Annotated in this window: 20 protein-coding genes and 1 tRNA gene; 8 read left to right on the top strand and 13 right to left on the bottom strand. The window is 63.8% G+C overall.

The window, feature by feature from the left end; translation table 11 throughout:
- Positions 1 to 125: 125 nt before the first annotated feature.
- The 8 genes from ACNFCI_RS10240 to ACNFCI_RS10205 all read right to left on the bottom strand — a co-directional run bounded on the left by ACNFCI_RS10240 (position 126) and on the right by ACNFCI_RS10205 (position 5,859).
- Positions 126 to 1,085 carry a glutathione S-transferase family protein gene (locus tag ACNFCI_RS10240; RefSeq protein WP_084855698.1) on the bottom strand — a complete coding sequence of 320 codons (960 nt, stop codon included), beginning with the start codon at positions 1,083 to 1,085 and terminating at the stop codon, positions 126 to 128.
- Positions 1,086 to 1,181: 96 nt separating this feature from the next.
- Positions 1,182 to 2,195: a glycosyl transferase family protein gene (locus ACNFCI_RS10235; RefSeq protein WP_368829137.1), complete on the bottom strand. Its 1,014-nt coding sequence runs from the start codon at positions 2,193 to 2,195 to the stop codon at positions 1,182 to 1,184.
- The gene (locus ACNFCI_RS10230) at positions 2,192 to 2,527 is read right to left on the bottom strand and encodes a TusE/DsrC/DsvC family sulfur relay protein (RefSeq protein ID WP_084855696.1); all 336 of its coding nucleotides are present in this window, start codon (positions 2,525 to 2,527) and stop codon (positions 2,192 to 2,194) included. The genes ACNFCI_RS10235 and ACNFCI_RS10230 overlap by 4 nt, the downstream gene beginning before the upstream one ends.
- The gene (gene tusB, locus ACNFCI_RS10225) at positions 2,524 to 2,820 is read right to left on the bottom strand and encodes a sulfurtransferase complex subunit TusB (protein WP_084855695.1); all 297 of its coding nucleotides are present in this window, start codon (positions 2,818 to 2,820) and stop codon (positions 2,524 to 2,526) included. Before tusB ends, ACNFCI_RS10230 begins: the two co-directional genes overlap by 4 nt.
- Positions 2,820 to 3,179: a sulfurtransferase complex subunit TusC gene (tusC, locus tag ACNFCI_RS10220; RefSeq protein WP_224458690.1), complete on the bottom strand. Its 360-nt coding sequence runs from the start codon at positions 3,177 to 3,179 to the stop codon at positions 2,820 to 2,822. The genes tusB and tusC overlap by 1 nt, the downstream gene beginning before the upstream one ends.
- Position 3,180: 1 nt before the next feature.
- Positions 3,181 to 3,573, bottom strand: coding sequence for a sulfurtransferase complex subunit TusD (tusD, locus tag ACNFCI_RS10215; protein ID WP_368829136.1), 393 nt, complete (start codon positions 3,571 to 3,573; stop codon positions 3,181 to 3,183).
- A gap of 87 nt (positions 3,574 to 3,660) precedes the next feature.
- Positions 3,661 to 5,040 (bottom strand): nucleobase:cation symporter-2 family protein, encoded by a 1,380-nt coding sequence (locus ACNFCI_RS10210; RefSeq protein WP_084855692.1) that lies wholly within the window; start codon positions 5,038 to 5,040, stop codon positions 3,661 to 3,663.
- Between the two features lie 147 nt (positions 5,041 to 5,187).
- A complete protein-coding gene (locus ACNFCI_RS10205; protein ID WP_084855691.1) occupies positions 5,188 to 5,859 on the bottom strand; it encodes a Bax inhibitor-1/YccA family protein in 672 nt (223 codons plus the stop codon).
- 134 nt (positions 5,860 to 5,993) lie between these two features.
- Between ACNFCI_RS10205 and ACNFCI_RS10200 the strand changes: the two genes are divergently transcribed.
- Positions 5,994 to 6,081: transfer RNA gene (locus ACNFCI_RS10200), tRNA-Ser, on the top strand.
- A gap of 58 nt (positions 6,082 to 6,139) precedes the next feature.
- Here the strand turns inward: ACNFCI_RS10200 and ACNFCI_RS10195 are convergent.
- From ACNFCI_RS10195 to ACNFCI_RS10185, 3 genes are all read right to left on the bottom strand, one after another.
- Entirely contained in the window at positions 6,140 to 7,897 is a 1,758-nt protein-coding gene (locus ACNFCI_RS10195; protein ID WP_368829135.1) for an OPT family oligopeptide transporter, read from the bottom strand.
- 183 nt (positions 7,898 to 8,080) lie between these two features.
- Positions 8,081 to 8,317, bottom strand: a complete 237-nt coding sequence (locus ACNFCI_RS10190) for a hypothetical protein (protein ID WP_084855689.1) — start codon at positions 8,315 to 8,317, stop codon at positions 8,081 to 8,083.
- Between the two features lie 250 nt (positions 8,318 to 8,567).
- A complete protein-coding gene (locus tag ACNFCI_RS10185) occupies positions 8,568 to 9,482 on the bottom strand; it encodes a hypothetical protein (RefSeq protein ID WP_416767945.1) in 915 nt (304 codons plus the stop codon).
- 213 nt (positions 9,483 to 9,695) lie between these two features.
- Between ACNFCI_RS10185 and ACNFCI_RS10180 the strand changes: the two genes are divergently transcribed.
- The 3 genes from ACNFCI_RS10180 (at position 9,696) to ACNFCI_RS10170 (ending at position 12,818) form a co-directional block, all read left to right on the top strand.
- Positions 9,696 to 10,550, top strand: coding sequence for a DUF6502 family protein (locus ACNFCI_RS10180; RefSeq protein ID WP_084855688.1), 855 nt, complete (start codon positions 9,696 to 9,698; stop codon positions 10,548 to 10,550).
- The gene (locus ACNFCI_RS10175; RefSeq protein WP_368829134.1) at positions 10,547 to 11,998 is read left to right on the top strand and encodes a DUF5666 domain-containing protein; all 1,452 of its coding nucleotides are present in this window, start codon (positions 10,547 to 10,549) and stop codon (positions 11,996 to 11,998) included. The genes ACNFCI_RS10180 and ACNFCI_RS10175 overlap by 4 nt, the downstream gene beginning before the upstream one ends.
- Positions 11,999 to 12,065: 67 nt before the next feature.
- Positions 12,066 to 12,818: a hypothetical protein gene (locus ACNFCI_RS10170; protein ID WP_368829133.1), complete on the top strand. Its 753-nt coding sequence runs from the start codon at positions 12,066 to 12,068 to the stop codon at positions 12,816 to 12,818.
- 15 nt (positions 12,819 to 12,833) lie between these two features.
- Here the strand turns inward: ACNFCI_RS10170 and ACNFCI_RS10165 are convergent, their stop codons facing one another.
- Positions 12,834 to 13,010, bottom strand: coding sequence for a hypothetical protein (locus tag ACNFCI_RS10165; protein WP_172402983.1), 177 nt, complete (start codon positions 13,008 to 13,010; stop codon positions 12,834 to 12,836).
- Positions 13,011 to 13,407: 397 nt separating this feature from the next.
- Between ACNFCI_RS10165 and ACNFCI_RS10160 the strand changes: the two genes are divergently transcribed.
- The 3 genes from ACNFCI_RS10160 to cfa all read left to right on the top strand — a co-directional run bounded on the left by ACNFCI_RS10160 (position 13,408) and on the right by cfa (position 15,439).
- Positions 13,408 to 13,578: a hypothetical protein gene (locus tag ACNFCI_RS10160; protein ID WP_172402982.1), complete on the top strand. Its 171-nt coding sequence runs from the start codon at positions 13,408 to 13,410 to the stop codon at positions 13,576 to 13,578.
- Between the two features lie 244 nt (positions 13,579 to 13,822).
- Complete coding sequence (locus ACNFCI_RS10155; protein WP_143515182.1) at positions 13,823 to 14,248, top strand: DUF892 family protein; 426 nt, start codon at positions 13,823 to 13,825, stop codon at positions 14,246 to 14,248.
- A gap of 36 nt (positions 14,249 to 14,284) precedes the next feature.
- On the top strand, positions 14,285 to 15,439 hold the full coding sequence (gene cfa, locus ACNFCI_RS10150) for a cyclopropane fatty acyl phospholipid synthase (RefSeq protein WP_324815902.1): 1,155 nt from the start codon (positions 14,285 to 14,287) through the stop codon (positions 15,437 to 15,439).
- 609 nt (positions 15,440 to 16,048) lie between these two features.
- On the opposite strand, the gene ACNFCI_RS10145 is transcribed toward cfa, so the two are convergent.
- Positions 16,049 to 16,948, bottom strand: coding sequence for a LysR family transcriptional regulator (locus tag ACNFCI_RS10145; protein ID WP_084855682.1), 900 nt, complete (start codon positions 16,946 to 16,948; stop codon positions 16,049 to 16,051).
- A 100-nt stretch (positions 16,949 to 17,048) separates the two neighbouring features.
- Between ACNFCI_RS10145 and ACNFCI_RS10140 the strand changes: the two genes are divergently transcribed.
- Positions 17,049 to 17,810: a sulfite exporter TauE/SafE family protein gene (locus ACNFCI_RS10140; RefSeq protein WP_324815906.1), complete on the top strand. Its 762-nt coding sequence runs from the start codon at positions 17,049 to 17,051 to the stop codon at positions 17,808 to 17,810.

Genomic DNA, 17,810 nt, shown 5'->3' with positions numbered 1-17,810 from the left:
GCCCTGCGGGCCCGTTCCCCGGTGGGGCCCGGTGGGGGCCCTTTGCGCCCCACCCGCCCCCCCCACCCCCCCCCTTGCGGCGCGCCCTCCGCCCGCGAAAGGGCTGCAAAGCAGCCCCGTTTTGATCAACCCTGCCAGATCCCTTTCCCCGCCAATCGTTCCCGATCATGAGGTTGGTTGAAATCCTGCAGCGGCCCCTTGGGCACGATCCCGTTCGGGTTGATGGTCTTGTGGCTCAAGTAGTAGTGCTTCTGGATATGCTCCATGTTCACTGTGCCTGCCACGCCCGGCCACTGGTACAGCTCACGCAGCCAGTTGGACAGGTTCGGGTAGTCGGCCAGGCGCCGCAGGTTGCACTTGAAATGCCCGTGGTACACCGCATCGAAGCGTACCAGGGTGGTGAACAGGCGCACATCGGCTTCGGTCAGGTACTCGCCGGCCAGGTAGCGCTGGCGACCTAGCAACGCTTCCAGATGGTCCAGCTCGGCGAACACTTCGTCAAAGGCGGCCTCGTAGGCATCCTGGGTGGTGGCGAAGCCTGCGCGGTATACGCCGTTGTTCACTGCCGGGTAGATGCGCTCGTTCAGCGCATCGATGGTCGCCCGCAGCGGCTCGGGGTAGAGGTCCAGGCGGTTGTCGGTCAGTTCGTCGAAGGCGCTGTTGAAGATGCGGATGATCTCGGCCGACTCGTTGTTGACGATGCGCTTTTCCTGCTTGTCCCACAGCACCGGCACGGTCACGCGCCCGGTGTAGTGCGGGTCGTCCTGGGTGTAGCGCTGGTGCAGGTACTGCAGGGCGTCCAGGTGGTCGCCGGTCGAGCCCGTCTGCTGGTCGAAGGTCCAGCCATGTTCGCCCATCAACCAGCTCACCACCGAGACGTCGATCAGCGGCTCGAGGCCTTTGAGGGCACGGAAGATCAGGGTGCGGTGGGCCCAGGGGCAGGCCAGCGAGACGTACAGGTGATAGCGCCCGGCTTCGGCAGCTGGTAGCTGATTGCGGCGTTGGGCGTTCTCGCGCTGGAACGCGCCGTCCTTGCTGTTCTGGTACCACTGGTCATGCCAGCGGCCGTCGATCAAAAGGCCCATGGTGAGCTCCTCGGAACAAAGTCGTTTGTCGTTGGAGCTCAGTCTAGGCAAAAGCGTTCGAATAAATAGCGCAAAGACCGCGCCATTCAGATCGATTTATTCGATGTGTTTGCGGTTCGCCCAATAGCTGCGCGCCGTTTCGAACGCCTGCTCCCGGGGTTGACCAAGGCCACGCAGGGCCAGGGCTAGGGTGGCGACCACGGCCAGTTCGCCATAGCTGTCCTCGGCTTCGCCACGCCACACCGCGAGCAGGTGCTCCGGTTGCAGGCTGGCTGGCTTGACGTGGCGTTGAGCGCTCAATGCCGGCCATTCTTCGTCCCAGGCTTCGCCGGCAGTGGTGCCGTAGAGGTGGCTGATGACATCGGGATTGACCTCGATCTCGCCGCCGTCACCCTTGATCACCACGGCAGGGTCGCCCAGCAGGCGGCTGGCTTCGCGGTGTACGGCCTGGTAGCCGGGGTGGAAGATGCTCTGCAGGCCGCAGCGGGCCCCCAGGGGGTTGAGTACGCGGGCCAGGGAATGGATGGGTGAGCGCAGGCCGAGGGTGTTGCGCAGGTCGATCATCCGTTGCAGCTGGGGTGCCCAATCCTGCAGGGGCGCGAAGGCCAGGCCGTGTGTGCCCAGGGCCTTGTCCACCGACGGCCAGTCTCGGCACAGGGGGATATCCAGCAGGCCCAGCAGCTGCTCGCTGTACAGGCGCCCGGCGGTATGCGCGCCGCCGCCATGCATGAGGATACGCGTGCCGTTGGCGGCCAGGCATTTGGCCGCCAGCAGGTACCACGGCAGGTGGCGCTTCTTGCCGGCGTAGGTGGGCCAGTCCAGGTCCACGGCGATGCTGGGTGCCTGCAGGTGCGCACGCAGGGCTTCGGTGAAGCCGGCCAGCTCCTCGGCGCTTTCTTCCTTGTGCCGCAGCAGCATCAGGAAGGCGCCCAGCTGGGTGTCCTCGACCTTGCCTTCGAGCAATAAGGTCATGGCCGCACGGGCCTCTTCGCGGGTCAGGCCGCGGGCACCGCGCTTGCCTTTGCCGAGAATACGCACGAATTCGGCGAAGGGGTGTTCGGCTGGGGTTTGCAGGGTGAGCGGGCGCAGCTCGGAGGGGCGTTCGGTCATATGCAATTGGTCGGCTTGGGCAGGCCCGCGAGCTTCGCGGCAAGTTTGGCGGGAGTGCCGTTGAACAGGCGGTTCAGGTGCGGGCTGTTGCCCTTTTCCGGGCCCAGCTTGAGTGCGGTGTACTTGATCAGCGGGCGCGTCGCCGGCGAGAGCTGGTATTCGGCGTAGAACTGGCGCAGCAGTTCAAGGACTTCCCAATGGTCGCCGGTCAACGGAATGCCTTCGCGCTCGGCCAGGGCTTCGGCGACAGGGTGGGACCAGTCTTGCAGGTCGACCAGGAAGCCATCTTTGTCCAGGGCGATCTGCCGATCACCGACAGTCAGAATGCTCATAGCCAGCTGTTGACCTTGTCGTGATGCAGGGAAAGCTCGACGAACGCGGGATAGTCCACCGTCTGGGCCAGCGGGCTGTCGATGGCGCGGGCCTGCAGGTCTTCGGCAAGGGCGAACAGGCGGCCCTGCAGGCCGGCGGTCTGCAATTTGCGCAGCGGCTCGCTGCCTGGGCGCAGGGCATAGACCGCATCGCCGCACAGCAGCAGGGCGTCCTCGGCACCCAGCAGGCGCAGGCAGCTGTCCAGGCGGTTGTCGCCGAAGGGCGAGTGGCTGATTACATGCAGGGTCGTCATCAGAGTGTCACCACCTGGTCGAAACGGGCAATCAGGGCGGCCAGGGCCGCATCGTCCAGCACCTGTACCGGCAGCTCCAGGGCGTCACCGGCCAGGCCGCGTTCGGCCAGGCTGTGGCCACAGGCGAACAGCTCATCGACGCCGAACATCGGCAGCGCCTGGAGGTTGGCGGCCAGGTTCTTCTGCTGCAGCGCTGCAGGCTGCTGCCCTGGGGCGAGCTGGAACACGCCATCATCGAGAAACAGCATGCCCAGCGGCAGATCGAAGGCACCGCCGGCCAGGGCGATGTCCAGTGCCTCGCGGGCGGACGGGCCGTTCCAGGGCGCCTGGCGGCTGATGATCAACAAGGATTTGGCCATCTCAGTCGCCTCCGAAGCAGACCAGACGGTCGGCGGTTTGCGCGGCTTCATGCAACTGCCCAAGGCCCGACAGCTCCCAAGGCTTGGGCAGGTTCACCGCCGGGCGCTGGTAGCGGTTGGCTTCGGCTTCGTCGAGCACACCCCGGCGCAGGGCTGCGGCGATGCACACCACGGCATCGAGCCGGTGAGCCTCGATGAAGGTACGCCACTGGGCGGCGATGTCCTGTTCGTCCTGGGGCGCGACCACGTTGGCCGAGGCGCTGTGTACCCCATCCTGATAGAAAAACAGCCGGGCAATCTCATGCCCGCCTGCCAGCGCGGCCTCGGCAAAGCGCAGAGCACGGCGCGAAGAGGGCGCATGGGCTGGTGAAAACACCGCGATAGCGAATTTCATGGACAACTCGTGCAAAGTAATGCGGCCATGATAAAGCAAAAAGCCCGTGCAGGCAGGCGCGGGCTTTGTCGGTTGGCCAGGTGCCTGTCAGGCGTTTTCCTTGCTCTCCGGCAGGAACCAGTTCAGTACCAGGGCACAGATGCCACCGGTGGCCACCCCCGACTCCAGCACATTGCGCAGGGCCGACGGCATGTGCGCCAGGAACTCCGGCACCTGGGCCACACCCAGGCCCAGGGCCAGGGAAACGGAGATGATCAGCAGCGCGCGGCGGTCCAGGCGGGTGCTGGCCAGGATGTTGATCCCCGAGGCCGCCACCGCCCCGAACATCACCATGGCCGCGCCACCGAGCACCGGCTCCGGCACTGCCTGGATCACCCCGGCGACGCTCGGGAACAGGCCCAGCAGCACCAGCATGATGGCGATCCATACGCCGATATGGCGGCTGGCGATGCCGGTGAGCTGGATGACGCCATTGTTCTGGGCAAAGATCGAGCTGGGGAAGGTGTTGAACACCCCAGCTAGCAGCGAGTTAGCGCCGTTGACCAGTACGCCACCCTTGATGCGTTGCATCCACAACGGGCCTTCGACCGGCTGGCGCGAGACCTTGCTGGTGGCGGTGACGTCACCGATGGCTTCCAGGGCGGTCACCAGGTAGATCACCAGCATCGGGATGAACAGCGCCCAGGAGAAGCTCAGGCCGAAATGCAGGGGCATCGGTACCTGGAACAGTGCCGCCTCGTGCATGCCGGTGAAGTCCAGGCGGCCCAGGTAGCCCGCCAGGGCATACCCCACGGCCAGGGCGATGACGATGGCGCAACTGCGCATCCACACCACCGGAATGCGGTTGAGCACCACGATGATCGCCAGCACCACGCCCGACAGCAGCAGGTTCTCACCGTTGGCGAAAGTGCCATTGCCCATGGCGGTGAAGCCACCGCCCATGCTGATCAGGCCGACCTTGATCAGGGTCAGACCAATCATCAGCACCACGATACCGGTCACCAGCGGCGTGATCAGGCGTTTGACGAAGGGCAGGATGCGTGACACGCCCATCTCCACGAAGGAGCCGGCGATCACCACACCGAAGATCGCCGCCATCACGCCTTCCACCGGCGTGCCTTGCTTGACCATCAGCGCGCCACCTGCGATCAGGGGCCCGACGAAATTGAAGCTGGTGCCCTGCACGATCAGCAACCCGGCACCGAACGGCCCGAAGCGCTTGCACTGGACGAAGGTGGCGATACCGGAAATCACCAGCGACATGGACACGATCAAGTTGGTATCGCGCGGCGACACGCCCAGCGCCTGGCAGATCAGCAGGCCCGGGGTGACGATCGGGACGATGATCGCCAGCAGGTGCTGCAGCGCAGCCAGCAGGCCGATCAACGGCCGTGGCTTGTCCTCGAGGCCGAGGACCAGTTCATTGACAGGCGCCGCCGCGCCCGGCCCGTGTTCGATGGAACTCATGGGAAAGCTGCCCCGGTAGAAAAAAGGAGCGCATTCTACGGGGCGAGGCGGGTTTGGGGTAGGGGGAGAGCGGGCTTGCCCCGCGATAGGGTGGGCATCATCCACAAAAAAGCCCGCCGAAGCGGGCTCTTGTTGCATCGAGGCCGATCAGTCGTCGCGGCCCATGAGGCCGAACAGTTGCAGCAGGCTGACGAACAGGTTGTAGATCGATACATACAGGCTGATGGTCGCCATGATGTAGTTACGCTCGCCGCCGTGGATGATCGCGCTGGTCTGGAACAGGATGCACACCGACGAGAACAGCACGAAGCCCGCGCTGATCGCCAGTTGCAGGCCGCTGATCTGGAAGAAGAAGCTGGCCACCACGGCACCCAGCAGGACGAAGAAGCCTGCGGTGATGAAGCCGCTGAGGAAGCTCATGTCCTTGCGGGTGATCAGCACGTACGCCGACAGGCCCCCGAACACCAGGGCGGTCATGGCGAAGGCCGAGCTGACCACTTCGGCGCCACCGCTCATGCCCAGGTAGCGGTTGAGGATAGGGCCGAGGATGAAGCCCATGAAGCCGGTGAGGGCGAAGGTGGACACCAGGCCCCAGACCGAATCACGCAGCTTGGCGGTGAGGAAGAACAGCCCGTAGAAACCGATCAGCACCACGAACACGTTCGGGTAGCCGACGCGCATCTGCTGGGCCACGAAGGCCATGACGCCGCTGAAGGCGAGGGTAAGCGCCAGCAGGCTGTAGGTGTTGCGCAGGACACGGCTGACCTCCTGCTGCTCGGCCTGCTGGCCGTGTTGTACGGCATAATCCTGTTCGCGCATGGCGACACTCCTTGATGAAACCTGTGGGTTGAAACGTATGGTTGCAATGAGGATATCAGAGCTGCCGCAACCCGCGACACAGAGAGTTTGACAGCTTGTTTCATTACGGTATGATTGCCGCCGCAAAGCAAGCTGGAAGCGTGGCCGAGTGGTTTAAGGCAACGGTCTTGAAAACCGTCGATGGGCAACTATCCTAGAGTTCGAATCTCTACGCTTCCGCCATATTCTTCATCAAAGCCCCTGGAAATGGGGCTTTTTTGTGGGTGGTGCATTCTCGCGCTTACAACGTCCGCAGCATCTCCCAGAACGACGCCCCCACCCCAAGAATGCTCTCACCAGCAATCAACCCCGCTGCCGCTGTAATCGCAAACCGTTCAGTGACGTTCGGCCAACGACAGCTGACCAGCCAGGTAAGTACTGCCCCCGAACCCATCATCATGCTGATCGACGCCGGCAATATGAAGGCCAACCCCAACGCGGCCGTACTCGGCAGCCAGCGAGCCGCCCGTTGCGGCAGCAGGCTGTCCAACGCGCCCAGCAGCACGCCAACAAAGCTACCGGCGACGATCGCGAAGCGGATTTCCGGAGAAAGTGCCTGCAGCCCCTGCGTCAGCGTTTGGGCCACGGCCTTCCAGGTCGCCACGGCCGGTGCGGGCCACTGCTGGGTGAGCAGCAGGGCCTGCGGATCGGGAATCAGCGTCAGGTAGACCAGTACGCCAAACACGCTGCCGATAAGGATTCCGATGCACTGCGCGATCAGCTGCTTGTGCGGCGTGGCGCCGATCGCCTGGCCGACCTTGAAGTCGTTCATCAGGTCGGTGGATTGCCCGGCCGCGCCACCCGCCGTGTTGGCGCTCATCAGGTTGATGGTCACCTGGCCTGGGGCGATCAAGCCGAAGCTCAATTGTGACAGCTTGCCGATAGCACCAATCGGCGCGATGCCGGTGGCGCCGACCACGCGCGCAGCGACCACGGCCAGGCAAACCGCCAATGGAATGCTCAACAGGGCCATCCACCAGTCGATCCCGAACAGTAGCGCTTGCAGGGGCACCACCAGTGCGATGGAGAGCAACAGCCCCGAAGCGGGCCAGGGGGAGAATCGTATCTTGGTGCACGGTGCGCGAGTTGCCCTGAGGTCGGCGGGCACTCGTCGGCGCTCTTGCAACAGCCGAACCGCCAAGGACGTCAGGGTCGCACAAACCATCAGGCTCACGCCGGGCCACAACAGCCATTCCACCAGTGCGGCAAACTGTGGGCCGCTGGCGTCTGGGGCGAGCACCACCCAGCCATGGTCGATCAGCCCCGGCGCTAGCCCGCCCCATGCCAGCGCGGCGCCGAGCAGCAGCGTAAGACCCACGCGAATGCCGATGATGCTGCCAAAGCCGATGAGCATCAGCGATGGGTCGGCCGTGAAGGTCAGGCGTTCTAGCGTAGGGGTGGGCGACCAACGCGGTATCGTCCAGGCGAACACGTCAATCCATTTCACCAACCCTGACAGCAGCGCGGCGCTGAAAAGAACCCTGATTCGCGTCATGGCTTCCCGCCCGTGGTTATAGATCTGCTGCAGCGTTTCCAGGGTAGCCATGCCTTCGGGAAACTTCAGGTTAGGGTCGGCGAGCAGGGTGGGGCGCAGATACCAGGCGATCCAGATGCCCAAAAAACTCACGGAGAAGACCCAGGCCATCATTGGCACCGGGTCCAGTTGGTGGCCGGTGAGCAGCGTATACGCGGGGATGGGTGCGACAAGCCCGCCGGAAACGATGGAGGCGGAGGCCGAGGCCACGGTTTGGTTGATATTGCTTTCGTGCAGTGACCATGTTGGGCGGCCCTTCCTGCTCCCCGCCAGGCCCTGCCAAAGGGCAAAACCGGCCAGCAAGGCGATGATCGACATGTTGAACGACCAGCCGATCTTGAGCCCCGCGTAGACATTCGATGGCGTGAGCAAGATGCCCAGCACCATGCCGGTGAGCACCGCCCGCAGGCTCAGTTCACGTTCTACGCGAATCGTGGGAAGAACTGTGGGTGGAGCATGTCCCATGGCAATCCTTTGTAGACGTTGCAGGCGCAGTCTCGAGTACTGAGTTCCGAATGCCACTAAGGTTCACCGCGCAGCGGCCTGTCGCGAGGTGTTTTAGTGGATGGATAGGGGTTATAAAACCCATGTGCGCTCCCACCTAGAGGGGCGTAAAGCAGGAGAAAATCGAGCAAGGCAATTGCAGCCTTACCCCTCAGGCGGTGTTACGCCGCAGATAAAATCATCCGATCCCAACCGGTACGAGCCGTATTCCACGACGTACCCCTCACCGCGCCGTTGCGCTTCCGCTCGGGCCGTTTGCTGGTCGGCATAGACATCCACGAAATGCCAGGGGTGCCGGTCTCTCAGTACGCCCCAACCCAGGACCCTGCCTTCATGATCAGGGTCTGCTGGAAGGTTCTTGGCCAGGCTGCGAATGCTCATATAGCCCCTCCGTGATACCGGCAATGCCCCACGCTACTACGCTGTGGCCACCTCTGGTTACTGGCTTTGCATCCACCTGGATGGGCAGCCAGCCATGATCCCGGTATCAGCGCGGTAAACGTCAGAGTTACCGTTCAATGGGGCTGGCTCGCCGCGTGGCGGGGGTGTTTTGGGGGGGGCATGGATTGTGTCCTTTTTAGTGAGATAAGCCATGGTCTGCAGCGGCTCGAGCGACGGCAACCCGCTGATGTCACGGGTTTGGTCTCTCTAGTGGGGCAAACCCTCGTTCGCCGACCTTGTGCAGCTTATGCAGAAGCGGCCTTGCGCCGCGAAAGGGCCCATCTACAGGCTGGGGCTTGGGCCAGATCGCTAACGGATAGCTGGTCATTGACTCTCTGTACCACAGGTCTATGCTCGAAACGTGGGAAAAAATCCCACGCAAAAGAACAGGCTGACTGGCCTCGGAAGGAACGTGCATACGCACATCGGCACAGACACCGGGATGGAGCACCCGCTGGTTGGCTGGTTGCCCGTAAGGCAATCGGGATTCGTTGGTTGTTGCGTTTGTTTCAAGCGTGAAACTGCAACCCTGAAGCGGAGATTCATCATGCTGCTCAAGAAATGCTTGCTGGCGCTCGCCATTGGCGGCGCTCTTTCGGCATCGCTGGCTTTGGTACCTGACCAGATCAGTGATTTCTCCAGCGCTTATGCGAAAGATGGCGGTGGTGGCGGCCATGGCGGCGGTGGTGGCCATGGAGGAGGCGGTCACGGCGGCGGCGGTGGGCATGGTGGAGGTGGAGGCGGTCACGGTGGCGGCGGAAGTGGTGGTGGCCATGGCGGTAGCGGTGGTGGCGGCCACGGCGGCGACGGCGGCGGCCACGGTGGCCACAGCGGCTCGGGCCACAGCGGCGAGGGTGGGCATGCCGGCAACAGTGACCCGGGAAGCGCGAACAGCGGGCGTGGCCGCGATGATGGTCGTGATCACGATGAAGGCGGCCTGCATGGCGTTGGCCATAGCGCTGACGATGGCCCCAACCACGATGTCGGCGAGGCGCATGGCGTAGGTCACGGCGCCGACGATGGCCCCAACCATGATGTCGGTGAAGCCCATGGTGTTGGCCATGGCGCCGATGATGGCCCCAGCCACGATGTCGGCGAAGCCCACGGCGTTGGTCACGGTGCCGACGACGGCCCGGCCCATGACGTAGGTGATGATCGCGGCGGTGCTTGACCGCTGAACCCAGGACGACGGGGCCCGGCGCGATGGTCGGGCTCCGTGGTGGGGCAGGGCGTAGGCCAGGATGGTTGTGATGCCTTGGGCAAGCTGCTGGAATGGCCTGGGACCACACCGCTCGCCCGTCGATAAGGAAGACCTGCAATGCAATTGCCTACCTTGCCTCCTTCCCTCTTGCCAGCGTTGAAGCATGTCATGCGACCGCTGGTGAGGCTGATGCTGCGCAAAGGGGTCACCTTCAACAGCTTCACCCACGTGCTCAAGGAGATCTTCGTGGAGGTCGCCGAGCAAGAATTCCGTATTGATGGCAAGCCGGCGAGCGACAGCCGGATCAGCCTGATCACCGGCGTGCATCGCAAGGATGTGCGGCGCTTGCGCGCCCAGCCAGCGGCAGGCGACGCCGGCATGCCGGAGGCGGTTTCCTTCGGTGCGCACCTGGTGAGCATCTGGCTGAACCAGGCCCCGTTCTGCGATCAGCCCGGCCAGCCGCGGGCCTTGCCGCGCCTGGCCAGCGTGGGTGGCGACGGCTCGTTCGATAGCCTGGTCGCGGCGCTGAGCACCGATATTCGCGCGCGCGTCGTGCTGGATGAATGGCTGCGGCTGGGCGTGGTGCGGGTGGACGAGCAGGACCAGGTGCATCTGCAGACCCGGGCGTTCATCCCGCAGCGGGGCTTCGAGGAAAAGGTGGCGTACCTGCGCCACAACCTGCATGACCATGCCTGCGCCGCGGTGCACAACCTGACGGAGACGGGCGAGCCGTTCTTCGAGCGCGCGGTGCACTACGACAGCCTGTCCTCGGCGGGTGTCGAGCACCTCAAGACGCTGGTGCAGACCGACGGCATGCAAGTGCTCGTCGCTCTGAACCAGCTGGCGGCCGAGCTGGAGGCGCGCGACCCACCGCCTGCCGATGCCCGCCAGCGCATCACCGTCGGGCTCTATTTCTACACTGAACCCAGCCCGGCTGAGGCGCCCTCTGAAGCCAAGGCCAGCCCGCCATGAACAGGATTGCGCGCCTGGTCGCCAGCCTCGTCGTGCTGTTCGGCCTGCTTGTGCTGCCACCTTTGGCATCGGCAGCACCGGCTTGCGTCGAGCCTGGCGGTATGGGCGGCACCGGCGCGCCAGCGGACAACGGGGGCATTGGCGGCACCGGTGCGCGGCCAGGTGGCGGAGGAATCGGTGGCACCGGGGCCCCGGTCGAGGACGGTGGGGTGGGTGGCACCGGCATTGTCGGCACCATCACCGGCTTTGGCTCGATTTGCGTCAATGGGGCGGAAGTGCATTTCGATGACCAGGCGGCCTTCAGCGAGAACGGCCTGCCAGCGAGCAGCCGGCGCCTGGCGATCGGCCAGGTCGTCGCGGTGGAGGCATACTCGTCACACCGGGGGCTGGAGGCGCGCAGCATCGCCATCCTCAATGCTTATGAAGGCCCAGTAACAGGGCTTGCCTCTGGCGATACGGCCCTGCGTGTGATGGGCCAGCCGGTGCGCGTGGCCATGGGTGCCCGCTTGGCGCCCGGCCTGCGCATCGGTGAAACGGTGCGCGTCAGCGGCCTGCGCAATGCCCAGGGTGAGGTCATGGCCAGCCGGATCGATCGTGCGCCAGGCCTGAGGCAGGCCAGCGCTATTGGCGATATCCGGCAAGCAGGCAACCTGCAGGGCCTGGCGCTGAGCAAGCCGCTGCCGGCCACCGGTGAAATGCTGGTGCGCGGTGCATGGAATGGCCAGCAACTGGAGGTGGCCAAGGCGAGCCGGGATCCCGCTTTCCCCTTCGCTGGGCGAGTGCGCAACGCGTTGATAGAAGGGCTGGTGCGCGGGCGACAAGGTGATCGTATCGACGTCGGCGGTTTCACGGCCCATGTCGGCGCCAGCCAGGCGGCGAGCCTGGCCATCGGCCAGCGAGTTCGGGTGAGCGGTGTATTCGAGCAGGGGCGCGGCATTCGGGTCGATCGGGTCGAGGTTCTGCACGGGCATTCCGGCGAGGCCGGCCACGCGAGCGGGCGGAAGGTCGAGTCGCACAACCATGAAGGCGCAAAGGCCGGGCACGGGCAGGCCGGAGCCCGGGTGCGCATCGAACACGATGGCTCCGGTGAGAAGATCGAGCGCCAGCAAGTGTCAGGTTCAGGGGAGCTCGAGCGTCGGGAGCGGATCGAGACGCGTGACGATGGAGATCGTGTGGAGACCCGCGAGCGGATCGAGGTGTTCGAAAACGGTGTGCGTGTGGAGCGCATCGAGCGGATCGAGAAAATCGAGCGCTCCGACCGGTCGGACAAGCCCGAGCGCATCGAAAAGATCGAGCGGGTGGAACGTGTAGAGCGGCCGGACAAAGTCGAACGGCCAGAGAAGGTCGAACGCCCCGAAAAGCCCGACCGCCCGGAGAAAATCGAGCGTCCCGAAAAAGTGGAGCGGCCGGAGAAGGTCGAGCGTCCGGACCACTCGGGGCCGCATTAGCACTGGGCCTGGCCTGATCGCTGGGTGAGCGATGTAAACGTCGATATGCAATCGCCACGAGGTGAGCATGATACCGATGCGCGCGCTGTTTCCCTGCCTGATGACCCTGGCATTGCCTGCCCTGGCCGATGACCTCAGCCTTTCGACGGGACTGGACTATTCCCGGGGCGACTATGGCACGGGCGCCACCAGCGAGACCTGGTACATGCCGGTGATCGGCAAGTACGAAGCCGGCCCGATGATCTACAAGCTCACCATCCCCTACCTGCGCATCACCAACCCTGCAGTGGGCCCCGGCGGCGAGCCGTTGGCGGGTGATGATTGCGGGCGCGTCGAGAACGGCCTCGGAGACACGGTGGCCAGCGTCGACTACGCAGTGTTCGATGGCCGCGACGGCGGCAACCTGTTGGTGGACCTGGTGGGCAAGGTGAAATTGCCCACGGCTGACGAAGACCGTTGCCTGGGGACAGGCAAAACCGACTACTCCGCCCAGGTCGACCTGGTGCGGGCCTTCGGCGCCATGAGCGGCTTCGCCACGTTGGGCTGGAAGAAGTTCGGTGACCCGGCGGGCAGCGATTTTCGCGATCCGATCTTCACGTCCGTGGGCCTGGTCGCTCGCCTGGCGCCCGGCACGTCCGCCGGGGCGGCCTACGACTGGCGGCAGAAAGTGACCGCCGACGGTGATGAAATCCAGGAGCTCACCTTGTTCCTGACGCAAAAACTCGATGCGCATTGGAAGGTCCAGTTCTACGCATTGAAAGGCTTTTCCGATGCGAGCCCCGACACTGGCGGTGGATTACTTCTCAACCGTGCATTCTGAGGCTGGCCTGGCCAGTCACTGTAAGGTCGGTACGGCTGGTAGGCCACGAAGCGTCGCCTCGATATCGGCGATTCGCTTGGCAAGCCTGTCGGCTTCTTCATGACGTGCCTGGGACCTCAACAGGTCGCGCTTCTGGCGCAGCTTGAGCAGGTTTTTTTGTAGGGCGAGGGCAGAGGTCTGATACGGGTCCATGTCGGTCTCGTGCTGCTGGCATCCGTGCCGCTGTAGGAAAGCGGCGACCGTATCAGCTCGTTCAAACAGGTGAAACTGATGTTTCATACAGGAACTGGGCTTTATGTAATACCCCGGCTACGTGTACTTCAGATGAGTCCTACAAGGTGAGCGCGAGATACGTTTCTACTGATGAGCTGGAACAGGGTGTTTTACCCCGTAGATAGGGGGGGGAGGTGCTCGTTACGCGTTCGAGCGGCCTGCAGGGGTCACGGCAAGTCATGCCGGGTTTATGGGAAAAGAAATGTTTCAATTGCCTGGCCCAGAGCACGTACTTGCAGGCGGAAAGAACAGAGGGATTGAACCCTTCAGCTGATGCACGGCTCGAACCCTGCAAAGGTTCGCACCGAGGTGGATCATGAAAAAGAACACCGGCAGCACGCCCACTCAATGCACGCCAGGTGAAGTCGAACGGGACAACGATGCCTTGCGACCGAACGCCCGACAACCCGAAGGAGGCAAGACCACGGCCCAGCGCACCGCCGAGCAGGAAGGCGATACGGGGCAGGGCAAGAAAGGGGCCCGATAATAGGCGGGACGCCTCATGCCGATTGCATCAAAAAAGTTGCAGCAAAGTTGCAGTGAAGGCGTGCTGGCTGATCCGGGCCAGGCCCTGAATACGGCTGGCCAGCTCCCTATGAAAAGGGTTTCGAGTGTTGTGCAAGTATTCGTTTTGTTGCACTCAACCCCCATTTAATTTCAATTAATTTCAGCGTGCCAGCATTCTAAGCTCGTCCTGTCGCCGCGCAGTCCAGCGGCTTCAGGAGTTTTCCATGTCGCATGCTTGTGAATCACAGAGCCCTGCCGTACCGCCTTCCGATGACCTGATCGACTGGTTGCGCATGCTCATGCGCGCCGAGCGTGCCGGTGCCCGTCTGATGCTCGACAGTGCCAGGCAGACCAACGACCCCTTGCTGCTCCAGCGCCTGGAGCAGCTGCACCACGGCGAGGCGGAGAGCTGCCGCCGCCTGCGCAACTGCCTGGAACGTCTCGACGCCAAGCCTGGCGGGGGCATGGGCGAGTTCTATGGCAAGGCCATGGCCATCGCCGACCTGCACGAGCGCCTGCATTTCATCGCCCGCGGCCAGCGCTGGGTCGCCCGCCAATTGCAGGCCCGCCTGCCTTCGATCGAGCAGCCCTGGCTACGCCAGGAGCTGCAAGTGGTGCTGGGGCTGCACCAGGACACCCCCGACGTTTGAAGCGCGTCCGATTTCCAATACCCACAAGGACACACCATGCCTTCCGAGTTTTCTTCCAACTTGCCCGGCGCCGCGCCGGCCAACCGCACCACCCGCTTCGCCCGTGAACTGCTGGCTCAGGCCGGCCTTGGCCTGGAAGGCGAGCAGCCCTGGGACATGCAACTGCACACCGCCGATGTACCCCAGCGCGCCCTGGCCCAGGGCAACCTTGGCCTGGGCGAGGCCTACATGGACGGTGACTGGGACTGTGAGCAACTCGACGAATTCTTCACCCGCCTGCTGCGCGCTGGCGTGGCCGACCAAGTCAGCCCGATGGCGCTGATCTACCATGCGCTGCAGGCTCGCCTGCTCAATCGCCAGACCTGCCGGCGCGCCTGGGCCGTGGGCGAGCGCCACTACGACCTGGGCAACGATTTCTACGCCGCCATGCTCGACCCGCGCATGACCTACACCTGCGGCTATTGGAAAGAGGCCGGCGACCTTGCCCAGGCCCAGGAAGCCAAGCTGGACCTGATCTGCCGCAAGCTGGGCCTGCGCCCTGGTATGCGCGTGCTGGATATCGGCTGCGGCTGGGGCAGCTTCATGGGTTTTGCCGCTGAGCGCTATGGTGTCGAGTGCGTCGGAGTGACCATCTCCCGCGAGCAGTGCCAATGGGCAGAGAAACGCTACAAAGGCCTGCCGCTGGAGTTTCGCCTGCAGGATTACCGTGAGCTCGACGAGCGCTTCGACCGCGTGGTCAGCATTGGCATGTTCGAACACGTGGGGCGCAAGAATCATCGCACGTTCATGGAAGTTGCCGCGCGTTGCCTGGAGGACGATGGCCTGTTGCTGTTGCACACCATTGGCAAGAATCGACGGCGCGACGTGCCGGACCGCTGGATCGACAAGTACATCTTCCCCAATGGCGACCTGCCTTCGATCGGCCAGATCGGCGATGCCGCCGATGGCCTGTTGGTGGTCGAGGACCTGCATAACTTCGGCGCCGACTACGACCGCACGCTGATGGCCTGGCACGAAAACTTCGAGGCCCATTGGCAGTACTTCGCCAACGAGCTGGGCGAACGCTTCCGACGCATGTGGCGTTACTACCTGTTGTCCTGTGCGGGGGCTTTCCGTGCCCGGGACATTCAGCTGTGGCAATGGGTGATGTCACGCCGAGGTGTGCTCGGCGGTTACCAACGGGTCAGTTGAGTCATGCATAACTCGTTGATTTAGCGTGAGCCTGTGGGCTTGCCCTGCGATTGGGGCAGGCTCGATATCACTATCGCCTGGCAAGGGCTTCGCCCTTGATCGCGGGACAAGCCCGCTCCCACAGATCCACTGTTCTCTGCGCAAGGTCACCCAAAGCGGGCAGCTGCTGGTCGCCAGCGTTCATCTGATATGCTTTTTTTCCATGAACCTGAATCTGTAACCGTATCAGTCTCGCGCCGACAATACCCATCAGGCCCAGCCTTTCCAACCGGAGAGCGCTGGGCACGCTGAGCTGCGCCGCATCCGCGCCAGCCAGCCTCACCGTTCCCGTACATCTCTGTAGAGGTTCCGATGGGCAAGCTCGCACTGTTCCTGGGTGGTTTCCTGTTCCTGACAATCCTGATCGGCCTGCTGGGTACCATTCCGCCCAGTTGAGCCCGTTGTTCGAGGGCCCAGCCTGTACGATAAGTCGTTCTTTGCGCTGGGAAATCTGTCCACAAAAAACGTGGGTAGGTCTGTGGATAAAGTTCTGCAACCCAAGCTGGCGGCGGGCTCTGTTAAATTGAACAGAATTTGAGCAGCGCTGTCGAACCCAGCTCGAACCTTCGCTCATGGGCAGGCCCGACGCAGCATCTGCAACAGTTCCCGTACCCGCGCCGGTAGCTCGCCGGCCGGATACAGGGCATGCATCTGTGGGTCCTGGCCCGTGCTGGAGGTCAATCGGTAGTCGGGGCAGACCTTTACCAGGCGCCCGGCGCGTACGTACGGGTCACCCACCCAATCCGCCAGGCGCGCGATACCGGCGCCGGCCAGAGCGCTTTGCAGCACCGCGCCACCTGAGCTCAGGCGCAGGCGAGGGTGCGGGCGCAGGCTGGTGATCTGGCCATCGCGATAGAAGTGCCAGGCCTTGAGGATGCGGGGTGCGGTATGCAGGATGATCGCGTGCTCTTCCAGGGCTTCGGGGTGCCCAGGCGTGCCTTCCCGGGCCAGATAGTCCGGGCTGGCGTACAGGTAGCGTCGATAGCGCCACAGCGGGTAGCCGATCAGCTCACTGGACTGCGGGAAGGCGCCGCGAATGACGAAATCGAACTTGCCTTGCAGCGGGTCCAACGCCTGGTCGCTGAACTGCACATCCAGGGTGACCTGGGGGTGTTGCCGGGCAAACCCTGCCAAGACCTGGGGCAAGCATTGCTGGCTGAGCAGTTCCGGCGCGGCGAAGCGGATCCAGCCTTGGGCGGTGCCGCTGAGCGCGGCCAGTTCGTCCGTCGCGTCCCGTTGCACATCCAGTAAGCGCTCAGCGTGAGGCAGCAGGCGTTCGCCCGCCTCGGTGAGGCTCACGGCACTGGCGCTGCGATTGAGCAGCTTGGTTCCGGCGTTGTCTTCCAGCGCTTGCACCGCGCGGGTCACTGAGCTGGGCGAGCGCCCCAGGGCGCGGGCCGCGGCAACGAAGCTGCGCTTGTGCGCGACGCTTACGAACGCCTGGATCTCGCGCAGCATATCCAATGCCATGAAAGGCTCCTTGATTGCAGTTTTCGCAATACGGCATTTCACCATAAGCGCGCAGCTTTGATTAGCCTTGGCGCTCGCCTTGATGCCTGGAGCCCGCCTCATGATGGATATAGCCCTGCTTTCGCTGTTCGCCTTCGCCGCGGGCTTGATCGATGCCGCTGTGGGCGGTGGCGGGTTGATCCAGATTCCCGCGCTGTTCAACGTGTTGCCGAATGCGCAACCGGCAGCACTGCTGGGCAGCAACAAGCTGGCCTCGGTCTGTGGCACATCGTTCGCGGCGCGCTCATTCGTCCGCAAGGTGAAACTGGATTGGGGGTTGATCGTCCCGGCGATGCTCAGCGCCTTCGTCATGTCATTCGCTGGCGCGGCGACGGTGTCCCTGGTGCCGCCAAGCCTGATGCGCCCGGCGGTGCTGGTGCTGATCGTGCTGATGGCGGTCTATACCTTCTGCAAGAAAGACTTCGGCACCTTGCACAAGCCCGCCCAGATCGGCCGCAAGGAGCAGTGCCTGGCAGTGCTGATCGGAGGCGCCATCGGCTTCTATGACGGGTTGTTCGGGCCGGGCACCGGGAGCTTTCTGATCTTCCTGTTCATCCGCTTTTTCGCCCTGGATTTCCTCCACGCTTCGGCCTCGGCGAAGCTGGTGAACATCGCCACCAACCTGGCCGCGCTGGTGTTCTTCATCCCATCGGGCAATGTGCTATGGGCCATCGCCTTGCCCATGGCGGCGTTCAACATCCTCGGCGCCCTGACCGGTACCTGGCTGGCGGTACGCAAGGGCGCAGGCTTCGTGCGCGGGCTGTTCCTGGTACTGCTGTGCGTGCTGATCGCCAAGTTGTCCTGGGACTTGCTGGCGGGGTAG

Source organism: Pseudomonas sp. NY15356 (assembly GCF_048068175.1).
Classification (GTDB): domain Bacteria; phylum Pseudomonadota; class Gammaproteobacteria; order Pseudomonadales; family Pseudomonadaceae; genus Aquipseudomonas; species Aquipseudomonas putida_K.
The sequence above is the reverse complement of the archived record's forward strand: the minus strand, read 5'-3'. Positions and strand labels throughout refer to the sequence as shown.